The sequence below is a fragment of the Roseobacter sp. MH60115 genome (assembly GCF_015644665.1).
Taxonomy (GTDB): Bacteria; Pseudomonadota; Alphaproteobacteria; order Rhodobacterales; family Rhodobacteraceae; genus Roseobacter.
Window position 1 is genome coordinate 156641 of sequence record NZ_JADOBQ010000006.1, and the last position, 18389, is coordinate 175029.

Genomic DNA, 18389 nt, shown 5'->3' on the forward strand with positions numbered 1-18389 from the left:
CGCCAGGTGGAATACTGTAGCACCGGCGCAAGTGAGACATCGGGAGTATCTACATGGCACAGGCAGCGGAGCGCAGACGGGGACGTGGCGGCGGTGGAGCAGCACGACGTGCCGAGCGCAGCGCGGTGTCCTTTGAAACGGCACGCTACATCGAGCGCAATATCCCCAACTTCGAGGTGCTGACCGAAGAGGCGCTGGAGATCATCGAGACCAATGCCGAAAAGGTTCTGGCAGAGATTGGCGTGAATTTCGTCGAGAACCCTGCGGCTTTGGCGCGCTGGCGTGATGCCGGGGCCGATGTGGATGGCGAACGGGTGCGCATTCCGCTGGGTCTGGCGCGCAAACTCTGCGAAACCGCGCCCCCCAGCTATACACAACACGCCCGCAATCCTGCGCGGAACGTGGTTGTCGGCGGCAAAAACCTCGTACTGGCTCCGGTCTACGGCCCGCCCTTTGTGCGCGATGCGGTGGGCGGGCGGCGCTATGCCACGATGGAGGATTTCCGCAAATTCGTGAAGCTGGGCTATATGTCCAAGTGGCTGCATCACTCCGGCGGCACGGTCTGTGAGCCGACGGATGTGCCGGTGAACAAGCGGCACCTGGACATGCTGCACGCGCATATGACGCTCAGCGATAAACCCTTCATGGGGTCGGTGACGGAGCCCAGCCGCGCGCAGGACAGCGTGGAGATGTGCGAGATACTCTTCGGCAAGGAGTTCGTGCAGGACAACACCGTGATGACCTCGCTGATCAACATCAACTCGCCCATGACCTTCGATGACGTGATGATGGGCGCGCTGGAGATCTATGCGAAGAACAATCAGGCCTGCATCATTTCACCCTTCATCGTGGGCGGTGCGATGGCGCCGGTGTCGGTGGCGGGTACGCTGACGCAGGTGCTGGCCGAATGCCTCGCGGGCATCGCTTACAGCCAGTTGATTCGTCCCGGTGCGCCGGTGATCATGGGCGCCTTTGTGACTTCCATCGACATGAACTCAGGGGCGCCCACCTTCGGCACGCCGGAGGCCGCGCATATCACCTATGGGGCAGGGCAGCTTGCCCGTCGTCTGGGGCTGCCCTACCGCTCTGCCGGGTCCTTTTGCGGGTCCAAACTGCCGGATGCGCAGGCTGCCTACGAGACCTCGAACAGCCTGAACATGGGGCTGCTGGCAGGGGTGAATTTCATGCTGCATTCCTGCGGCTGGCTGGAGGGCGGGTTGGTGTCTTCCTTCGAGAAGTTCGTCATGGACGCCGACCAGTTGGGCACCCTGCATCACCTGGCCCAAGGCGTCACGGTCGACGAGAACGCCCAGGCCATGGACGCCATCCGCGAGGTCGGACCGGGCGGGCATTACCTGGGCTGCGATCACACCCAGCGCAACTTCAAGTCAGCCTTCTGGAAGTCTGATCTGCTGGACTACAAACCCTTCGAAACCTGGGAGGATGAGGGCGCCCGCGACACGCAGACCCTTGCCAGCCTGCGTGTTGAAAAGATGCTGGCCGATTATCAGCAGCCAGCGCTTGATCCATCGATCAACGAGGCGCTTTCGGACTACATCGCGCGCAAAAAGGCAGCCGAGCCCGACAGCTTCATGTAGTCTATGCCACTTGCGAGGCGCGCAGCACGCGGGCCTCGCCCAGCATGGCGATCAGCACGTCGACGTGACGGATCAGGCTGTAACTGGTATCCCCGCCAGTCCGCTGCGCGTTCAGGTCGGATTCGATCTCGATCAACCGAAACAAGGCTGCCCCGTGACGCGGCAGAACGCCGTAGCCCAACAGCCGCGGCAAATGCACCGTGCGTCGGTAGTCCTCCGCACCGATCCGCGCAGCGCGCATCAAAAGTGGTGGCCGACGAATGGCGTGCAGCATTGAAAGCAGGTCTTGCATTGGAAGTTCCTTTGTACCGTCTATCCCCAGGGGATTTCTCCCCGACGGCTGCGATAATACACAGGGCGGCCGCCTGTTGCGCAGGCACGCGGAGCCACGCTCGGAGGGCTTAGGAACTTGTTAACACTCTGAGAAGCGTGGGAATTTAGGCGCAGGCAGAAAGATTTCACCGGCGCGAGAGGCCCGGGATCCGCCCGGCACGCCGCCTGTTGCGGCAGCGCGTTTTACGCCGTGCGGAGGTTTAAATACTGTTTATAATTTAGAGACAATAATTCTCAAATCAGAAACTGTTAACGAACGGGTAACCAATTCCTCTTTAGGTTGTGTTTTGAATTGTGGCACAACTAAGGCATGCTATGACGCCGGATCGGACCTTATGAAAGAGCTGGAGATGACCCCCTCACGCGGCTGCGACAGACCCGAGGCAACACTGCCCGATTGGGTCCCCGCAGCGGCACAGGTGTATCTGGCTCATACCGAAGCCGGTTTGCCAATCCGGGCCCTTGCCCGGGCGGCAGGCTGCCACGCCTCTACAATCCTGCGCCAGATTCGGCGCGTGGAAACGAGGCGGGACGATCCATTGGTCGATGCGGCGCTCAAATCCTTGGGTGCCGCGCATTTTGTTCCCCGTTCCAACGCTGCCAGAGTGAACGAAAAGGACCTTCCGCGCATGAGCTTCCAAGACAGAATATCTGCTCCGACGTCGACATCAGATGACCCGCCCAGCGAGGATGTGCTGAAGGCGGAAGGCGCGCGTGTCCTGCGCCGCCTGTGTGAAACCGGCGCGGTGCTTGCCGTCGCCGCCGAGATGGAAAAGGCCGTGATCGTCCGGGACGGGGCAGGCGGGCAGGCAACGCGGACCGGGGTTGTGCCCCGCCAGATTGCCGAAGCCATGGCGCTGAAGGAGTGGATTTCGGCCCAGACGACGGGCAAAATCACCCGCTATTCGATCACCCCGGCGGGGCGCGCGGCGCTCGAAGACATGCTGGACGCGGAAGGCGGGACCACGGCAGGCGGATTTGCCGAAGCACCCGCCGATTTTGCTGGCCAGCACCGCAGCTGGGGCGAAAAAGTTCTGCCCGATGTCGATACCGGACGGCCGCGCCGCATGCGCTACAACCTGGCGGAAAGCCCGCTGACGGCCCTGGCCCGGCGGCGGGACAAGAACGGTGAGCCCTTCCTCAACGACGATCTGGTCACCGTCGGCGAACGCCTGCGCGAGGATTTCGAGCTGGCGCAGATGGGCCCGCGCGTGGCCCAGAACTGGGACCGCTTTCTGACAGCGGGTGGACGGGGCAGTTTCGTGCCGGACAGCGGTGTCGGCGACGGCCCCTCCAATGCCCGCAAACGGGTGGCCGATGCGCTCTCCGATCTTGGGCCGGGCCTCTCGGATGTGGTGTTGCGCTGCTGCTGCTACCTCGAAGGGCTTGAGACGGCGGAAAAGAAACTGGGCTGGTCCGCGCGGTCGGGAAAGATCGTGCTGCGGATCGCACTGATGCGGCTGAAGCGACACTACGACGAGACCATCGGCCCCGGCGGGCCGCTCATCGGATAGAATAACAAGGCAGGCAATCGAGACCTGAGACGGGGGGCGTTGAAAAACGCGCCCCGTTTTCGAATGGCGCCTGGCGCACATCTGCCATGCAGCCCGCGGCGTTGCCTCGTGGTTGAACCTGACCCCCGACATCGTCTACACCTTGACCGACTGTGGATGTCTCATACATCCAGATGTGAAGGAGCGCATGTCATGGCCCCACGCGATCTGAAAATCCCCGAACAGCGCCACCCTGAAAAGGCGCGGCGCCCGGACAATCCGCAGCCCAAGAAACCGGATTGGATTCGCGTCAAGGCACCGGGCGGGCAGGGCTATGCCGAAACCGCGCGGATCATGCGGGACAACAATCTTGTCACCGTCTGCGAAGAGGCAGGATGCCCCAACGTCGGCGAATGCTGGAGCCAGGGCCACGCCACCATGATGATTATGGGCGAGGTGTGTACCCGCGCCTGCACTTTCTGCAACATCGCCACCGGCAAACCGCCCGAAGCGCTGGACGCCTTTGAACCCGGCCGCGTGGCCCATGCCGTTGAGAAACTGGGGTTGAATCACGTGGTGATCACCTCCGTGGACCGCGACGATGTGGAGGACGGTGGCGCCGATCACTTTGCCCAGACGATTCGCGCCATACGTCACCGTAGCCCCGACACCACGATTGAAATCCTGACGCCCGATTTCATCAAATGTGGCCCGGAAGCGCTGGAGGTTGTGGTCGAGGCGCGCCCCGATGTGTTCAATCACAATCTCGAAACCGTGCCCGGTCTCTACCCGGAGGTCCGGCCCGGTGCCCGCTATTTCCATTCCCTGCGCCTGTTGCAGCGGGTGAAAGAGCTTGATCCGTCGATGTTCACCAAATCCGGCATCATGGTGGGTCTGGGCGAAGACAAGCAGGCCGTCATGCAGGTGATGGAAGACATGCGTGCCGCCGACATCGATTTCCTGACCATCGGGCAGTATCTGCAGCCGACGCCGAAACACCACCGGGTGGATCGATTCGTGCACCCGGATGAGTTCGCGACCTATGAAAAGGCGGCCTACGGCAAAGGCTTTCTGATGGTCTCCGCCACGCCCCTGACACGGTCATCCTACCACGCGGGAGACGATTTCGCCCAGCTGCGCGCAGCCCGGAATCGCAAGCTCGGCATCGCCTGATCGACGTGACGTTGCGTAAATGGGGGAAATTCACTGTCTCATTCCCGTGACAATTATCGCCTTGGTTGTGTACTCGGTACCTGACAATTCCTAACTCTCCAAGGCAGATAAGATGACCGATATTCATTGGGCAATTCTGGCCCTGCGTGACATTAATTGCGCACTCGACCGAAAACGCTATGACGTTGCAAGCCACCATATTGATGATGCAATTTTTGCCATCATGGCACGGGACGCGCAGGACACTCTTTCCGTTGTGCGGAAAACCAGCCAGGGCCGGGCGAAAGTCTGACCTCCGGCGTCCTAGTCCTGCGTGAACCGCACCTTGCCGATGAACGGCAGATTTCGGTTCCGCTGGGCAAAATCGATCCCATAGCCCACGACAAATTCATCTGGTATTTCAAAGCCGGTCCAATCGGCTTTGAAATCCACTTCCCGTCGGCTGGGTTTATCAAGCAGGGCAATGGATTTCAGGCGCGCGGGCAGGCGGCTGTCGAGCAGGTGTGTCACGTGGTTCAGCGTGTGGCCCGTGTCGACGATATCCTCGACCACCAGCACATCGCGGCCTTCTATGGCACCGCGTAAGTCCTTGAGAATGCGGACTTCCCGCGTGCTTTCCATGCCGTCGCCATAGCTTGAGGCTTCGAGGAAATCGACCTCGATCGGCAAATCCAGCTCGCGCACCAGATCGGCGATAAAGACAAAGCTGCCGCGCAGCAGACCGACAACCACCAGCTTGTCGGTGTCCTTGAACTCGCCCTGAATCTCGCGGCACAGATCCTCGATCCGCGCGGCAATCGCCTTGGCCGAGATCATTTCGTCTATGACATAAGGACGCGTGGGCATGGGTTAGACCTTGATCTTGGCAAGCGGACAAAGCACATGGATGGCTAACCTTCACAACCTGACAAATCAATGCCCACGCACGCCGAAACCCGAACACTCCCCTACAGCGCCCAGCAAATGTATGATCTCGTGGCCGATGTGGGCAGTTATCCGGAGTTTCTGCCCTGGTGTTCCGCGGCACGGGTAAAGTCGGTGACCCCGCAAGGCAACGCGCAGGTGATGGAGGCCGACCTGGTGATCAGCTTCAAGGTTTTCCGCGAGCGGTTTACCAGCCGCGTGGTGTTGATGCCCGACGACAAGAAGATCGACACCGAATACCTCGACGGGCCGTTTCGCTACATGAAATCCAACTGGGCGTTTCGTGATGTGCCAGAGGGCTGCGAGGTCAGCTTCTTTGTCGATTTTGCCTTTCGCAACATGATTTTGCAGCGCCTGATCGGGGTGGTCTTCAATGAGGCGATGCAGCGGATCGTGCGCGCCTTTGAAACCCGCGCTCAGGCGCTCTACGGTACGCAGCAGGTTTGATCTGCTCAGCGAAGGACCGGCGATGATGGGGATCACCGACAGACTGATCGCCTTCACCGCGGCAGATCCCGACCGCGACGCGCTGGAGATGATGCGGCTGTCGCTCTTTGACTGGGCGACATGCGGCATTGCCGGCGCGCAAGAGGCCGAGTTCGCGGGGTTCCGTGCCGCGGTGACCCAGGCTGGCGGTGCGACAGAGGCAACGATCTTTGGCGGCGGCGCTGCACCTGCCTCCACGGCGGCCCTCGTCAATGGCACGCTGAGCCATGCGCTGGACTTTGACGACACTCATTTTGCGCATATCGGTCACCCGTCAGTTGCCGTTGTCCCCGCCGCGCTGGCGGTTGCGGAACGGTCGGGGGCGTCTTTCGACGATATGCTGGCGGCAGCGCTGATCGGGGTCGAGGCCTCGATCCACGTGGGGCTGTGGCTGGGTCGGGATCACTACCAGGTGGGGTTTCACCAGACCGCGACGGCGGGTGCTTTCGGGGCAACGCTGGCTGCGGCCCGTTTGCTGAACCTGTCCCCGGATGAGGTCCGCCACGCGCTTGGGCTTTGCGCGTCCTTGGCTTCTGGCCTGAAGGCGCAATTCGGTACAGGCGGCAAACCGATGAATGCGGGTCTCGCCGCACGCAGCGGGGTCGAAGCGGCCCTTTGGGCGCAGGCGGGGTTGACCGGTGCTGCGGACGGTCTGGCCGGACCGCTGGGGTTTGCAGAGACACATCACGCCACCGGATCGACGGCGCATCTGGCACATCTGGGCGCCGTGCCGTGGCAGATCATGACGATCAGCCACAAGTTCCACGCCTGTTGCCACGGGCTCCACGCGATGCTGGAAGCGCTAAGCGCGGTGCAGTTCGATGTCGGACAGATTGAGCGCGTTTCGGTATTCACACACCCCAGATGGATGAGCGTCTGCAACAAGCCCGATCCCGACACCGGGCTTGCGGCCAAATTCAGCTATCGCCACACGGCAGCGATGGCGTTGTCAGGCATCGATACAGGCCGCACCGGGAATTTCTCCGACGCAATGGCGCAGGATTCGGCGCTGGTTGCCTTGCGGCAAAGGGTGGCTGTTTCGGAGGAGGAAACGCTGTCGGAAATGCAGTGCCGTGTCGAGCTTGCGCTTAGGTCAGGGGAGGTCATCAACCGCTCTCACGATCTGGCCTCACCGATGCCCTTTGACACTCGGCGCGAAAAACTCACCGCCAAAACACGGGGATTTCTTGGGGAAAAACAAACTGATGACCTGTGGCAGTCCGTGGTATCCGGCGATCTTCCGGGCTTCACATCGCTTCTAAAGCGCCTAGAGCCCGTCACGCAGCAAGCGTAGCGCGTGATCGCGCGCCGCGACGCGGACATTGTCCCGCCCGCGCGCGCCAAACTCCACTGTTTCCGTCTGCACTGTCTCGCCGCGCGCCACCCCGAAACAGACCCGGCCTTCGGGTTTGTGCTCCGACGCGCCGGGACCGGCAATACCGGTGATCGACACGGCAATCTGCGCCTGCGATGCGGCCAGCGCACCGCGCGCCATCTCTGCCGCCACCTCTTCGGAGACGGCCCCATGGGCGGCGAGGGTGGCAAGCTTCACGCCCAGCATCTCTGTCTTGGCCGCGTTTGAATAGGTGACAAACCCCCGCTCCACCACGAAAGAAGAGCCGGGGATATCGGTCAGCGCCGCCATCACCATACCGCCGGTACAGCTTTCCGCAGCTGTGATCATCATCTGCGCCGCCGCCGCCTTTTCAAGGACGTCCCGCGCGAGGCTCATGCCAGAACGCCGTGGTAAAGCCCGGCGAGGATCAGCACCCCGATGGCGGCGAAAATGCCTGCGATCACGTCATCCAGCATGACGCCCAAGGCATCACCGCGCCGGTCTGCCCAGCCAACCGGCCCCGGTTTCAGGATGTCGAAGAGGCGGAACAGAAGGAAAGCGGCGATCCAGCCGGGCCACATCACCAGGATGTTTATCCCCATTGACCAAGCGGCGTAGGACAGCGGCAGCAGCGCAATCCATTGACCGACAACCTCATCCACCACGATCTCTGAAGGATCGTGATCGGCGCTGCCCTTTGTCATGATGGCCGTCGCCCACCACCCCTTGGCGAACCCGGCAAAAATACCCAGCAGCAAAAGGGGAAAACCCCCCAGAACATGCAGCAGCCAGCCCCAGGGCAGGGCGACCAGCGACCCCCATGTGCCCGGCGCAGGGCGGATGTAGCCCACCCCCATCATGGTCGCGATCAAGGTCGCCGCACGGTTCATGGTTTCACCAGCGCAGCGGTGGCGAGGCAGGCGATGCCCTCGCCGCGCCCGGTAAAGCCGAGCCGTTCCGAGGTGGTCGCCTTGACCGAGATACGATCCACCTCCAGCGCCGTGATCCGCGCCAGATTTTGCCGCATGGCGGCGGCATGGGGGCCGATCTTGGGTGCCTCGCAAATCAGCGTGCAATCGACATTGGAAAGGCCAAACCCCATCTCGGCGGCAAGGGACACGGCATGGGCCAGAAAGATGTCGCTCGCGGCCCCCTTCCATTGGGGGTCACTGGGCGGGAAGTGCTGGCCGATGTCGCCCTGCGCCAGTGCCCCGTAAATCGCATCCGTGATCGTATGCAGCGCCACATCCGCATCGGAATGTCCCACAAGCCCCTGATCGTGCGGGATTTTCACACCGCAGAGGATCACGTGATCACCCGGACCAAAGGCATGCACGTCAAATCCGTTACCCAGTCTGATGTCCATCTCTTGCCCTCAGGATACGTTCCGCGCGGATGAAATCCTCCGCCACGGTGATTTTCAGATTGTCTTCGCTGCCCTGGGTAATGGCAACCGCCAAACCGGCGCGACGCGCCAGCTCGACATCATCCGCAGCACCCTCGGGGCAGGCCCGATGCGCGGCGATGATCTCGGCCAGATGGAACCCTTGCGGGGTCTGCGCGCGAAACAGGCCATCGCGCGACACCGTGCCAGCCACCCTGCCGTCCTCGCCCCGCCACAGGGCATCGACCACGGGCACTGCGGGCGCCGCAGCCTTTCCGTTGCGCAGCGCAGCAATGACCCCGTCGATCACGGCGCGCGACACGCAAGGCCGCGCGGCATCGTGGATCAGAACCTGATCACAATGGCCTTCCAGCACCGCCAGCCCCGCAAGCACGGAAGCGCTGCGCGATGCACCGCCCTGCACAACCTCGGCGGCAGGGTCGTTTGGAAAATCCCCCGTGGTAAGATCGTCCGGGCTGACCACCAGCACGAGATGGTCAATCTGTGGATGATCGGCAAAGGCGCGCATGGCAAAGTAGGCGCTGGAATGGCCCGCCAGCGGTCGCCACTGCTTGGGCTGACCGGCCCCTGCGCGCAGACCGCGTCCGGCGGCCACAATCACAGCGGCGATTTTCATGTAAATGTGGGCTCTGACATGTTCCCGTATCTAGGCCTTTGCGGTGGCGGAGGCAATTGGCCCTGCAATTTGCCTAAAAATTGTGCATATTGGCTCGGTGACCGATGCCTGAGCCCCTTGGAATATTGAGGAAATACCGCTCAATTGATAGACGCATTGGCAGTGCCCAAGGATTAAGCATTTGAACTCAACCGCTCTGCCGTTCGATTTGACACCCCCTGTGCTTCTGGCTCCCATGGCCGGAATCACCGATCTGCCGTTCCGCACACTGGTGGCGTCATTTGGTGCCGGACTGGTGGTGTCCGAGATGGTCGCCAGCCATGATATGCTGAACGCGCGCCCCGGAAGCCGGGAGAAAGCCGAACTGGGTCTGGGTCATGTGGGCACGGCGGTGCAACTGGCCGGGCGCGAAGCTGCCCCCATGGCCGAGGCCGCGCGCATGGTCGAAGGGCAGGGCGCGCAGGTCATCGACATCAACATGGGCTGCCCCGCCAAGAAGGTCACGCAGGGCTACTCCGGTTCTGCACTGATGCTCACCCCGGATCATGCGCTCACGTTGATCGAGGCAGTGGTGAATGCGGTGGACATCCCGGTGACGCTCAAGACCCGGCTGGGCTGGGACGACAAGATGCTGAACGCCCCGCAGATCGCCAAACGCGCAGCGGATGCGGGCATCGCGATGATTACCATTCACGGGCGTACGCGGTGCCAGTTCTACAAGGGCCGCGCAGATTGGGCCGCCATCCGGCAGGTCAAGGATGCGGTGCAGATCCCGGTGATTGCGAATGGCGATGTTATAGATGCCGCATCGGCACGCGATGCCTTGGCGCTGTCCGGCGCGGATGGCGTCATGGTGGGCCGCGGCGCGCGCGGCAAACCCTGGCTGCTGGCCCAGATCGCGCATGAACTCTTCGGCACAGCCGCCCCGGTGATCCCGCGCGAGGAGGCGTTTTCGCAGATGGTGCGGGCGCATTACGAGGCGATGATCCGGTTCTACGGTCCCGAACTGGGGCTGCGCGTCGCCCGCAAACACCTGGGATGGTACATGGACACCTGCGACACGCCCGACAGCCTGCGCCGCGCTATTTTGACGGCGGACACGGTGCCCGATACCATGCGTCTGCTCTCTGACGTCAGCTATTCAGATCACCCGGTGGCCGCATGAATTCGGATGGTGCCATCTGGGCCAGCCTGCCTGTGCCGACGTTGATCATCGGTCCGGACGACCAGATCGTCGACATCAATTCCGCCGCCGAAGGGTTTCTGAACGTCTCCGCCAAATCCGTGCGGGATGTGCCGGTCTGGGACCAGATCGCGGTCAACGACCCGCTGGAGGCGGCCTTTGAGCGGGCCCGCGCCAGTGGGACACCGCTCTTTGTGAACGATGTGGACGTGGGCAGTGGCGAACGTGCGCCGATGCAGTCCGATCTGCAGGTCGCGCCGCTTGTCGGGCACGCCGGTCACATGATCCTGATGATCTCGCCGCGCGAGCTGGCGGGGCGGATGACGCAGAACCATTCCGTGAAATCCGCAGCCAAATCCGCCATTGGCATGGCGGAGATGCTGGCGCATGAAATCAAGAATCCGCTGGCGGGCATCACTGGTGCCGCGCAGCTACTCAGCATGAATCTCGGCGCGGAAGACCTTGAATTGACGGATTTAATCGTCGAGGAAAGCCGCCGTATCGTCAAGCTGCTGGGGCAGGTGGAGCAGTTTGGCAACCTCTCGGTGCCCGACTTTCAGCCGGTGAACGTACATGATGTGCTGGACCGGGCGCGGCGCTCTGCGCTGCTGGGCTTCGGCGCGCATATGAAGATTGTGGAGGACTACGACCCCTCCCTGCCGCTGGCCCATGGCGACCCGGATCAGCTGCTGCAGGTGGTCTTAAACCTGCTTAAAAACGCCTCGGAAGCGGCGGGCGAGAGCAAGGGCACCATCCGGCTGCACAGCTACTACGAGCACTCGTTTCGCCTGCGCCGCGCCGATGGCACCGGCCAGTCCCTGCCTCTGCAGATCGAGATCATCGACGATGGCCCGGGCCTGCCGGAGGCGATCAAGGGCGATGTCTTTGATCCCTTCGTCTCGGGCCGAGAGAATGGCACCGGTCTGGGCCTGGCCCTCGTCAGCAAGATCATTTCCGACCACGGGGGGTGGATTTCCGTGACCTCCATTCCCGGTCGTACGGTTTTTCGCATTTCCCTGCCCCGCGCGCCCAAGGCCGCTCAGCACAGCCAGTAAAAGGAGTTCCGACAGATGGATGGTACAATTTTGGTCGCCGACGACGACAGGACGATCCGCACCGTGTTGACGCAGGCGCTGACCCGCGCGGGCTGCAAGGTGCACGCGACCTCCAGCCTGACGACGCTGATGCGCTGGGTGTCGGAGGGCAAAGGTGATGTGGTGATTTCGGATGTGATGATGCCGGATGGCAACGGGCTAGAGATGCTGCCCAAGATTTCGCAGGATCGCCCCGGTCTGCCGGTCATCGTGATCTCGGCGCAGAACACGATCATGACGGCGATCAAGGCGGCGGAGGCAGAGGCCTATGACTATCTGCCCAAACCTTTTGATCTGCCGGATCTGATGAAACGCACCGCCCGTGCGTTGGAGACGCGCCCGCAGAACCGACGCCTGTCGGATGAGGCGGAGGCGCGGCCCGATGATCTGCCGCTGGTGGGGCGTACGGCGGTGATGCAGGCGCTTTACCGGGTTGTCGCGCGGGTCATGAACACCGATCTGCCAGTGCTGATCTGGGGAGAGTCCGGCACGGGCAAATCGCTGATCGCACGGGCCATCCATGATTTCTCCGATCGGCGCAATCTGCCGTTCATCACCGCGTCTTCCGAAGACTTGCAGGATCTGGAGGGGCCTGCGCGGCTGCTGGCGCGGGTCAAGGGCGGGTCCTTGCTGGTTGAAGAGATCGCCGATCTGCCCGCCGATCTGCAGGCGCGGCTGGTGCATATGATGGACACGCCCGGCGAGTACGCGCCGCGGTTTCTGGCCACCAGCCAGTCGGATCTGAACGCCGCCATGGAGGCGGGCCAGATGCGCAAGGACCTCTATTACCGGCTGAGCGGCGCCACGCTGACCGTTCCGGCCCTGCGCGAGCGGGTGGATGATATCCCGATCCTCGCGGATCATTTTCTGGCCAAGGCCGAAGCCGCCGGGGCCGCCCCGCGTGAGCTCTCACGCGAGGCCGGGGACATTTTCCGCAATTACTCCTGGCCGGGGAACGTACGCCAGCTGGAAAATGCGATCCGGCGCCTGGGCCTCACCAGCCGGGCGGCGGAAATCAGCGCCAGCGAGGTGGAGCAGGTCTTGGGGGCCCAGCCCGATCTGGAACCGATGCGTGCCTCGGGCAATACTGAGAAGCTAGGCGCCTCGGTGGAGCGACATCTGCGGCGATATTTCGACCTGCACGGGAACATGCTGCCGCCAGCAGGCCTCTACACACGCATTCTGCGCGAGGTGGAGGCTCCTTTGATCGAAATTTCCCTCGAAGCGACCGGCGGGAATCAGGCAAAATGCGCCGATTTGCTCGGGATCAACCGAAATACCCTGCGAAAAAAGATCACCGACCTCGATATAGAGGTGACACGCCGCCGAAAATTGATGTAAAACTGCCACACAAAGCGTGGCCATTGGGGGACACCCCTGATCAGGACCACAAGATAAGGCGGTAAGGCGCGTCAAGCGCCACATCATGAGTGAGGGCATCGGGTGAATCCCCGTGTAGAAAGGTCACTATGGCTGCGGCTGGGGCGTTTGCGCCGCATTCGCAAGGTGCGCAATTTCGCGACCCTCGGCCTCGTGGTACTAGGGCCGGTTCTGGCGCTCTCAACCTATCTGGTGCTCGGTCCCTTAGGTCAGGCGAGCAACACGCTGGGGCTGCGCCTCATTCTTCTGGCCGATCTCGTTTATGTCCTTGTGGTGGCGGCGCTGGTGCTGGCCCAGGTCGGTCGCCTGATCGCGGCGCGGCGGGCCAAATCCGCAGGCTCCCGGCTGCACCTGCGGCTGACCGGGGTTTTTGCCTCGCTGGCTCTTATTCCCACGGTCACCGTCGCGATTTTTGCAGGGTTGACCGTGAATGTCGGGCTGGAGGGGTGGTTTTCCGACCGCGTCCGCGAGGTGGTGGGCAGCTCCCTTGCGGCAGCACAGGCCTATGAGGCGGAACAGCGGAGCGATCTGGCTGAAGATGCGCTGGCCCTTGCAGAAAGCCTCGACGAGGCGCGCCGCTCCGGTATCAACATCTCCGACAGCGAAATGCTTGGCGAAGGTCAGCGGCAGATTCAGCGCGGGCTGCGCGAGGCCTATCTCATTGATGGCACACGGGAAATCCGGGCGCGGGGGGATCGCTCCTACCTCTTTGACTATGAACCGCCAAGCCTTGCGGAACTGCAGGCCGCTGACGAGCAGGATGTCGTCGTCATCGAGGATTGGGACAACAACGAATTCCGCGCGCTTGTCCGTCTGTCGGCCTTCGTGGACCGTTTCCTCTACATCAGCCGGGACGTGGATGGCGAAATCCTCTCGCTGCTGGATGAAACCAAGGAAACCGTGCTCTTCTATCAGCAATTGGAGGATGAACGCGGGCGTCTGCTCTTTGATTTCGGGCTGCTCTATCTCGCTTTTGCCCTGATCCTGATCCTGGCGGCGATCTGGCTGGGGCTCTGGTTTGCCGAACGTCTGAGCGGCCCGGTCGGACGTCTGACGGGTGCGGCGCAACACGTCGGGGCCGGCGATCTGGATGTTCAGGTGCGTGAGGAGGAAGGTGACGACGAGATCGCCATGTTAGGTCGTTATTTCAACCAGATGACGCGACAACTTAAAGCACAACGTGAAACGCTGGTGGAGAACACGGAACAAATCGAACGCCGCCGCCGCCTGTTCGATTCCGTGTTGAGCTCCGTCACCTCCGGCGTGGTGGGCCTTGATCCGCGCGGGAGAGTGACTTTTGTGAACCGCGCGGCGGAACGCCTGCTGGACTGGCAGGGCGGGCAGGAGTCGCTGGCGCTCAAGGTTGCTGTGCCCGAGTTTGGCCCGCTGTTCGAGACCATCGTTCAATCGCGCAACGAGGTTGCCCAGGGCGAGGTCAAGGTGTCGCGGCAAGGGCGACTGGAGAACCTTCTGGTCCGCATGGCGACGCGGCGCGCGCAGGATGGCACGCTGGAAGGCTACGTGGTGTCCTTTGACGATGTGACCGATCTGGTGAGCGCACAGCGCATGGCCGCCTGGGGCGACGTCGCGCGCCGCATCGCGCATGAGATCAAGAACCCGTTGACCCCGATCCAGCTCTCCGCCGAACGGATCAAACGCAAGTTTTCCCCCAAAGTGGGCGAGGAAAGCGAAACGCTGGATCAGATGACCGATGTGATTGTCCGCCAGACCACGGATTTGCGGCGGATCGTGGATGAGTTCTCCAAATTCGCCCGCATGCCGGAACCAGAGCGCAAACCGGTGAACCTCAAGGATCTGCTGCGTGATGCGGTGCTGCTGCAACAGACCGGACAGCCGGGCGTGAAGATTGCGCTGACCTTGCCAGACACGCCGATCACGGCGGACCTTGACGCCACAATGATCAGCCAGGCCCTGACGAATTTGATCAAAAACGCCGGGGAAGCTATTGAATCCCTTCAAAATAAGGGCGCGCCGGAAGGTCATTCCCCGCGGATCGAAGTTTCACTGACGTCGGATGAGAACCGGGCCCAGATCACCATTGCAGACAATGGGATCGGGTTGCCCGAAGACCGGGCCCGGCTGTTTGAACCCTATGTTACCACGCGCAGCGAAGGCACCGGCCTGGGCCTGCCCATCGTGAAGAAGATCATGGAGGAGCACGGCGGCAGCCTGTCCCTCGAAGATGCGCCTCTTTTTGACGGCCACACCCATGCCGGCGCCATGGCGGTGATCACCTTGCCGTGCTCCCCCATAGACGCCGAAACACATCCTGAGCAGGAGGAAACTGACCGATGAGCGATATTCTTATTGTGGATGACGAGCGCGATATCCGGGAACTGATCTCGGATATTCTCAAGGACGAAGGCTTCGCCACCCGGCTGGCGGGGAACTCCGACGATGCGATGGCCGCGATCAACGCCGAGGCGCCTGCGCTCATCGTCCTCGACATCTGGCTCAAGGACAGTCGGATGGACGGCATCGACATCCTCAAGGCGGTCAAGCGCGACAACCCGGATGTGCCGGTGGTGATCATTTCCGGCCACGGTAATATCGAGATCGCGGTCGCCGCGATCAAACAGGGGGCCTATGATTTCATCGAAAAGCCCTTCAACATCGAACAGCTGCTGGTGGTGATCCGCCGCGCCATGGAAACCTCGCGCCTGCGCCGCGAGAACCAGAGCCTGCGCCGCCGGGACGTGACCAAATCGGATATGATCGGCACCTCGGCGGCCTTCCGGGCGCTGGTGGGGCAATTGGATAAGGTCACCAAATCGAACGGGCGTGTCATGCTGACGGGTCCTGCAGGGTGCGGCAAGGAGGTCGCTGCGCGCTATATCCACGCCAATTCCAACCGGGCTTCGGCGCCCTTTGTCACGGTCAATTGCGCCGGGGTCGCGCCGGAGCGGATGGAAGAGGTGCTTTTTGGACGCGAAACGCCGGAGCGTGGGGTGGAGCCCGGCCTGCTGGAGGAAGCCCACGGCGGGGTGATCTATTTCGACGAAGTGGCCGATATGCCGGTGGGGACGCAATCCAAGATCCTGCGCGTGCTGGTGGATCAGCAATTCCAGCGCGTCGGCGGCAATGACAAGGTGCGGGTGGATTTGCGGGTGATTTCCTCCACCAACCGCAACCTGGAGCAGGCGATCCAGGCCGGGACCTTCCGCGAGGAATTGTATCACCGGCTGAATGTGGTACCGATCCCGGTGCCGTCGCTGGAAGAACGGCGCGAGGATATTCCGGCGCTGGCGGCGCATTTCATTGCCGAGATGAACGCGTCCCAGGGCTTGCCGCTGCGCGAGATCAGCGAGGATGCACAGGCACTGATGCAGACGATGATCTGGCCTGGCAATGTGCGCCAGTTGAAAAACCTGGTGGAGCGGGTGCTGATCCTCGGCGATGGCAGTGGCGCGATCGAGGCGCGCGAGCTGCCCGGTGTCGATGAAGGCAGCGGTGACGAGAACCGCGTGGTGCTTTCCGGGGCCCTGGCGACACTGGCGCTGCGCGAGGCGCGTGAAGCCTTCGAGCGTGAATACCTGCTGACGCAGATCAACCGATTTGGCGGCAACATCTCCCGCACCGCGAATTTTGTGGGTATGGAACGCTCCGCCCTGCACCGCAAGCTGAAATCACTGGGCGTGGTCACCTCGGCCAAATCCGGGGCGCGCGTGGCGCATGTGGACGAAGAAACGGAAACGGCGGCGGAGTAGGTTACCCGGCGATCTCGGCCAGCACATCGACGCCCTGCATCTTCAGAAAGTGAAGCATGTCGATGAAAATCCAGTTTTCCGCAAGCCGGTCGCCGTCGCGCCGGTAAACATCGACCACACGCATATCGGCGCGGGTGTCGTTCTCCGGCACCCCCATGAAGCCGCCGGTGTTGGTCAGCGTCAGATTGGGCCAGCCAAAGAACCCGCCATAGGTCCCCTCGGCCATGCGACAGAGATGCCCGTTGAAGGCCCGCCCCGATATGCCCCGGCGAAACGGTCCCTGATGCTGCTCGATATAGCGGTCGATGGTATAGGTCGCCCCGATGCCCGCAGGTCCCCACCAGATCATGTCGTCATGCCAGTTCTGCGCCAGTTCCTGTTCGGGCGGCAGCGGATCGGGGCTTGCATTGGCGTGATTGATGGACCCGATCATCTGATTGATGCGCGACAAGCTGCGCGCCGTTTCCGCGGCGTTCTGCGGGCTGAGCAATAAACCGTCGTGGTTCATCGGCCCCGGTTGTATCAGATGCACCCCGGTTTGCGGCGCGCGCAGCGGGTTCAGTCCCGCCTGCAGCATCAGATGCAGCAAATCGACAAACAGTGCACTCTGCGTGATCCGGCCGTTTTCAACCCTGTTGAATTCCGCGTAGCGCAGAAACCCCATCTTGCGCGTGGCCGGGATATTGAGGAAGGGCGCATCGAAAAGGCCCATCAGATGCCCCATGGAGCAGGTCCATTGCCCCTGGAATCCATCCATCTCGTTCAACCCTGCGAAAAAGATGTCTTCGCGGCGCTGCACGGAGGTAAACGCCTGCAGAAACGGTGCCCAAAACGCCTCGGCAATTGCCTCAGGCCCGGTCTGTTCGTGAAACGGATGCATCCCGTACCAATGGCAGTCCGGGGCCATGTGCTGCGCCAGGATCGTGGCCACATCCTGCGGCGTCGCCTGAGACAGCGCCGCGTAGTGGTCGCGGACGACGGATTTGGTGGCTTGGAGATCGAGGTTCGGGAGATTCGGCATGTTCATGGGCCAAGCTGTAGAAAGGCCGCGTCCTGACTTCCAGCCCAAATGCGACGTGATCAGCCCGCCTGGGTCACAATCTGCCAGGAGCCGTCATCATTGCGGATCGCGCAGCTCTGTGCAGACAGGCGCGGCAGCACTTGCGTCGCCCCCGGTGGCGCGGCACGGGACACCCCGTTCGGACAATTCGGAATGGTTGCAGGGACGTATCCCTGGTTGGCCATGCATTGCTGTTCCGCCCGGGCGCGGAGATTGCGATTGACGTCGACCGTATATATTTCGCCGGGCACATAGTAGCCGCCGCGCCGGTAGCAGGAGCCATCTGCCCGGCAATACCGACGGCCCGGGATATAGCGCGGCGGATCGCGGCGGATCTGATTGGCAACCGGTGCATCCGCCAGTGCCGATATCTCACAGGCCAGCAGGTCGGACTGCATGCGGCTGACCGGCACGCCCTCGCGGTGGTAGATCGACAGAGGGGCACAGGCGGTCCAGACCAGCAGGCCAACACCAAGCACAACAAGGCAGCGCAAAGAAATCATGCGCCCAGTTTGCCCTGCCGCGCGGGAAAGGACAATTGAATTGACCGCCCAGAGGGCATCTGCCATTCAGAAGACCG

General features: G+C 62.3%; 19 protein-coding genes. 11 read left to right on the forward strand and 8 right to left on the reverse strand.

What is annotated here, in order from left to right; all coding sequences use genetic code 11:
* The first annotated feature begins 53 nt into the window (after positions 1-53).
* Positions 54-1598, forward strand: coding sequence for a trimethylamine methyltransferase family protein (locus ISX84_RS18945; protein WP_195821963.1), 1545 nt, complete (start codon positions 54-56; stop codon positions 1596-1598).
* Position 1599: 1 nt separating this feature from the next.
* On the opposite strand, the gene ISX84_RS18950 is transcribed toward ISX84_RS18945, so the two are convergent.
* Positions 1600-1890, reverse strand: coding sequence for a DUF6477 family protein (locus ISX84_RS18950; protein ID WP_195821964.1), 291 nt, complete (start codon positions 1888-1890; stop codon positions 1600-1602).
* A 391-nt stretch (positions 1891-2281) separates the two neighbouring features.
* On the opposite strand from ISX84_RS18950, the gene ISX84_RS18955 reads away from it, so the two are divergent.
* The 3 genes from ISX84_RS18955 to ISX84_RS18965 all read left to right on the forward strand — a co-directional run bounded on the left by ISX84_RS18955 (position 2282) and on the right by ISX84_RS18965 (position 4889).
* Entirely contained in the window at positions 2282-3445 is a 1164-nt protein-coding gene (locus ISX84_RS18955; protein ID WP_229884426.1) for a DUF6456 domain-containing protein, read from the forward strand.
* 192 nt (positions 3446-3637) lie between these two features.
* Positions 3638-4597 (forward strand): lipoyl synthase, encoded by a 960-nt coding sequence (gene lipA, locus ISX84_RS18960; RefSeq protein WP_195821966.1) that lies wholly within the window; start codon positions 3638-3640, stop codon positions 4595-4597.
* Between the two features lie 112 nt (positions 4598-4709).
* On the forward strand, positions 4710-4889 hold the full coding sequence (locus ISX84_RS18965; protein WP_195821967.1) for a hypothetical protein: 180 nt from the start codon (positions 4710-4712) through the stop codon (positions 4887-4889).
* 11 nt (positions 4890-4900) lie between these two features.
* Here ISX84_RS18965 and hpt read toward each other — a convergent pair whose 3' ends face one another.
* Entirely contained in the window at positions 4901-5443 is a 543-nt protein-coding gene (hpt, locus tag ISX84_RS18970) for a hypoxanthine phosphoribosyltransferase (RefSeq protein WP_195821968.1), read from the reverse strand.
* A gap of 69 nt (positions 5444-5512) precedes the next feature.
* Between hpt and ISX84_RS18975 the strand changes: the two genes are divergently transcribed.
* The gene (locus ISX84_RS18975) at positions 5513-5968 is read left to right on the forward strand and encodes a type II toxin-antitoxin system RatA family toxin (protein WP_195821969.1); all 456 of its coding nucleotides are present in this window, start codon (positions 5513-5515) and stop codon (positions 5966-5968) included.
* A 22-nt stretch (positions 5969-5990) separates the two neighbouring features.
* Positions 5991-7301 carry an MmgE/PrpD family protein gene (locus ISX84_RS18980; protein WP_195821970.1) on the forward strand — a complete coding sequence of 437 codons (1311 nt, stop codon included), beginning with the start codon at positions 5991-5993 and terminating at the stop codon, positions 7299-7301.
* On the opposite strand, the gene ISX84_RS18985 is transcribed toward ISX84_RS18980, so the two are convergent.
* The 4 genes from ISX84_RS18985 to ispD are packed head-to-tail and all read right to left on the reverse strand — an operon-like array spanning position 7275 to position 9364.
* The gene (locus tag ISX84_RS18985) at positions 7275-7739 is read right to left on the reverse strand and encodes a CinA family protein (RefSeq protein WP_195821971.1); all 465 of its coding nucleotides are present in this window, start codon (positions 7737-7739) and stop codon (positions 7275-7277) included. The two genes, ISX84_RS18980 and ISX84_RS18985, sit on opposite strands and share 27 nt — an antisense overlap.
* A complete protein-coding gene (locus ISX84_RS18990; protein WP_195821972.1) occupies positions 7736-8233 on the reverse strand; it encodes a phosphatidylglycerophosphatase A family protein in 498 nt (165 codons plus the stop codon). Before ISX84_RS18990 ends, ISX84_RS18985 begins: the two co-directional genes overlap by 4 nt.
* Positions 8230-8709, reverse strand: a complete 480-nt coding sequence (gene ispF / locus ISX84_RS18995; protein WP_195821973.1) for a 2-C-methyl-D-erythritol 2,4-cyclodiphosphate synthase — start codon at positions 8707-8709, stop codon at positions 8230-8232. Before ispF ends, ISX84_RS18990 begins: the two co-directional genes overlap by 4 nt.
* Complete coding sequence (gene ispD / locus ISX84_RS19000) at positions 8690-9364, reverse strand: 2-C-methyl-D-erythritol 4-phosphate cytidylyltransferase (RefSeq protein ID WP_195821974.1); 675 nt, start codon at positions 9362-9364, stop codon at positions 8690-8692. Before ispD ends, ispF begins: the two co-directional genes overlap by 20 nt.
* Positions 9365-9545: 181 nt before the next feature.
* Between ispD and dusB the strand changes: the two genes are divergently transcribed.
* The 5 genes from dusB to ntrX all read left to right on the forward strand — a co-directional run bounded on the left by dusB (position 9546) and on the right by ntrX (position 16749).
* Entirely contained in the window at positions 9546-10529 is a 984-nt protein-coding gene (gene dusB, locus ISX84_RS19005) for a tRNA dihydrouridine synthase DusB (protein WP_195821975.1), read from the forward strand.
* Entirely contained in the window at positions 10526-11602 is a 1077-nt protein-coding gene (locus ISX84_RS19010; protein ID WP_195821976.1) for a two-component system sensor histidine kinase NtrB, read from the forward strand. The genes dusB and ISX84_RS19010 overlap by 4 nt, the downstream gene beginning before the upstream one ends.
* 15 nt (positions 11603-11617) lie before the next feature.
* Positions 11618-12982: a response regulator gene (locus ISX84_RS19015; protein WP_195821977.1), complete on the forward strand. Its 1365-nt coding sequence runs from the start codon at positions 11618-11620 to the stop codon at positions 12980-12982.
* Between the two features lie 102 nt (positions 12983-13084).
* Entirely contained in the window at positions 13085-15337 is a 2253-nt protein-coding gene (locus ISX84_RS19020) for a sensor histidine kinase NtrY-like (RefSeq protein WP_326838773.1), read from the forward strand.
* Positions 15334-16749 (forward strand): nitrogen assimilation response regulator NtrX, encoded by a 1416-nt coding sequence (ntrX, locus tag ISX84_RS19025; protein ID WP_195821978.1) that lies wholly within the window; start codon positions 15334-15336, stop codon positions 16747-16749. Before ISX84_RS19020 ends, ntrX begins: the two co-directional genes overlap by 4 nt.
* A 1-nt stretch (position 16750) precedes the next feature.
* Here the strand turns inward: ntrX and ISX84_RS19030 are convergent, their stop codons facing one another.
* Positions 16751-17770: an ester cyclase gene (locus ISX84_RS19030; RefSeq protein ID WP_195821979.1), complete on the reverse strand. Its 1020-nt coding sequence runs from the start codon at positions 17768-17770 to the stop codon at positions 16751-16753.
* A gap of 59 nt (positions 17771-17829) precedes the next feature.
* On the reverse strand, positions 17830-18312 hold the full coding sequence (locus tag ISX84_RS19035) for a hypothetical protein (RefSeq protein WP_229884427.1): 483 nt from the start codon (positions 18310-18312) through the stop codon (positions 17830-17832).
* Positions 18313-18389: the final 77 nt, after the last annotated feature.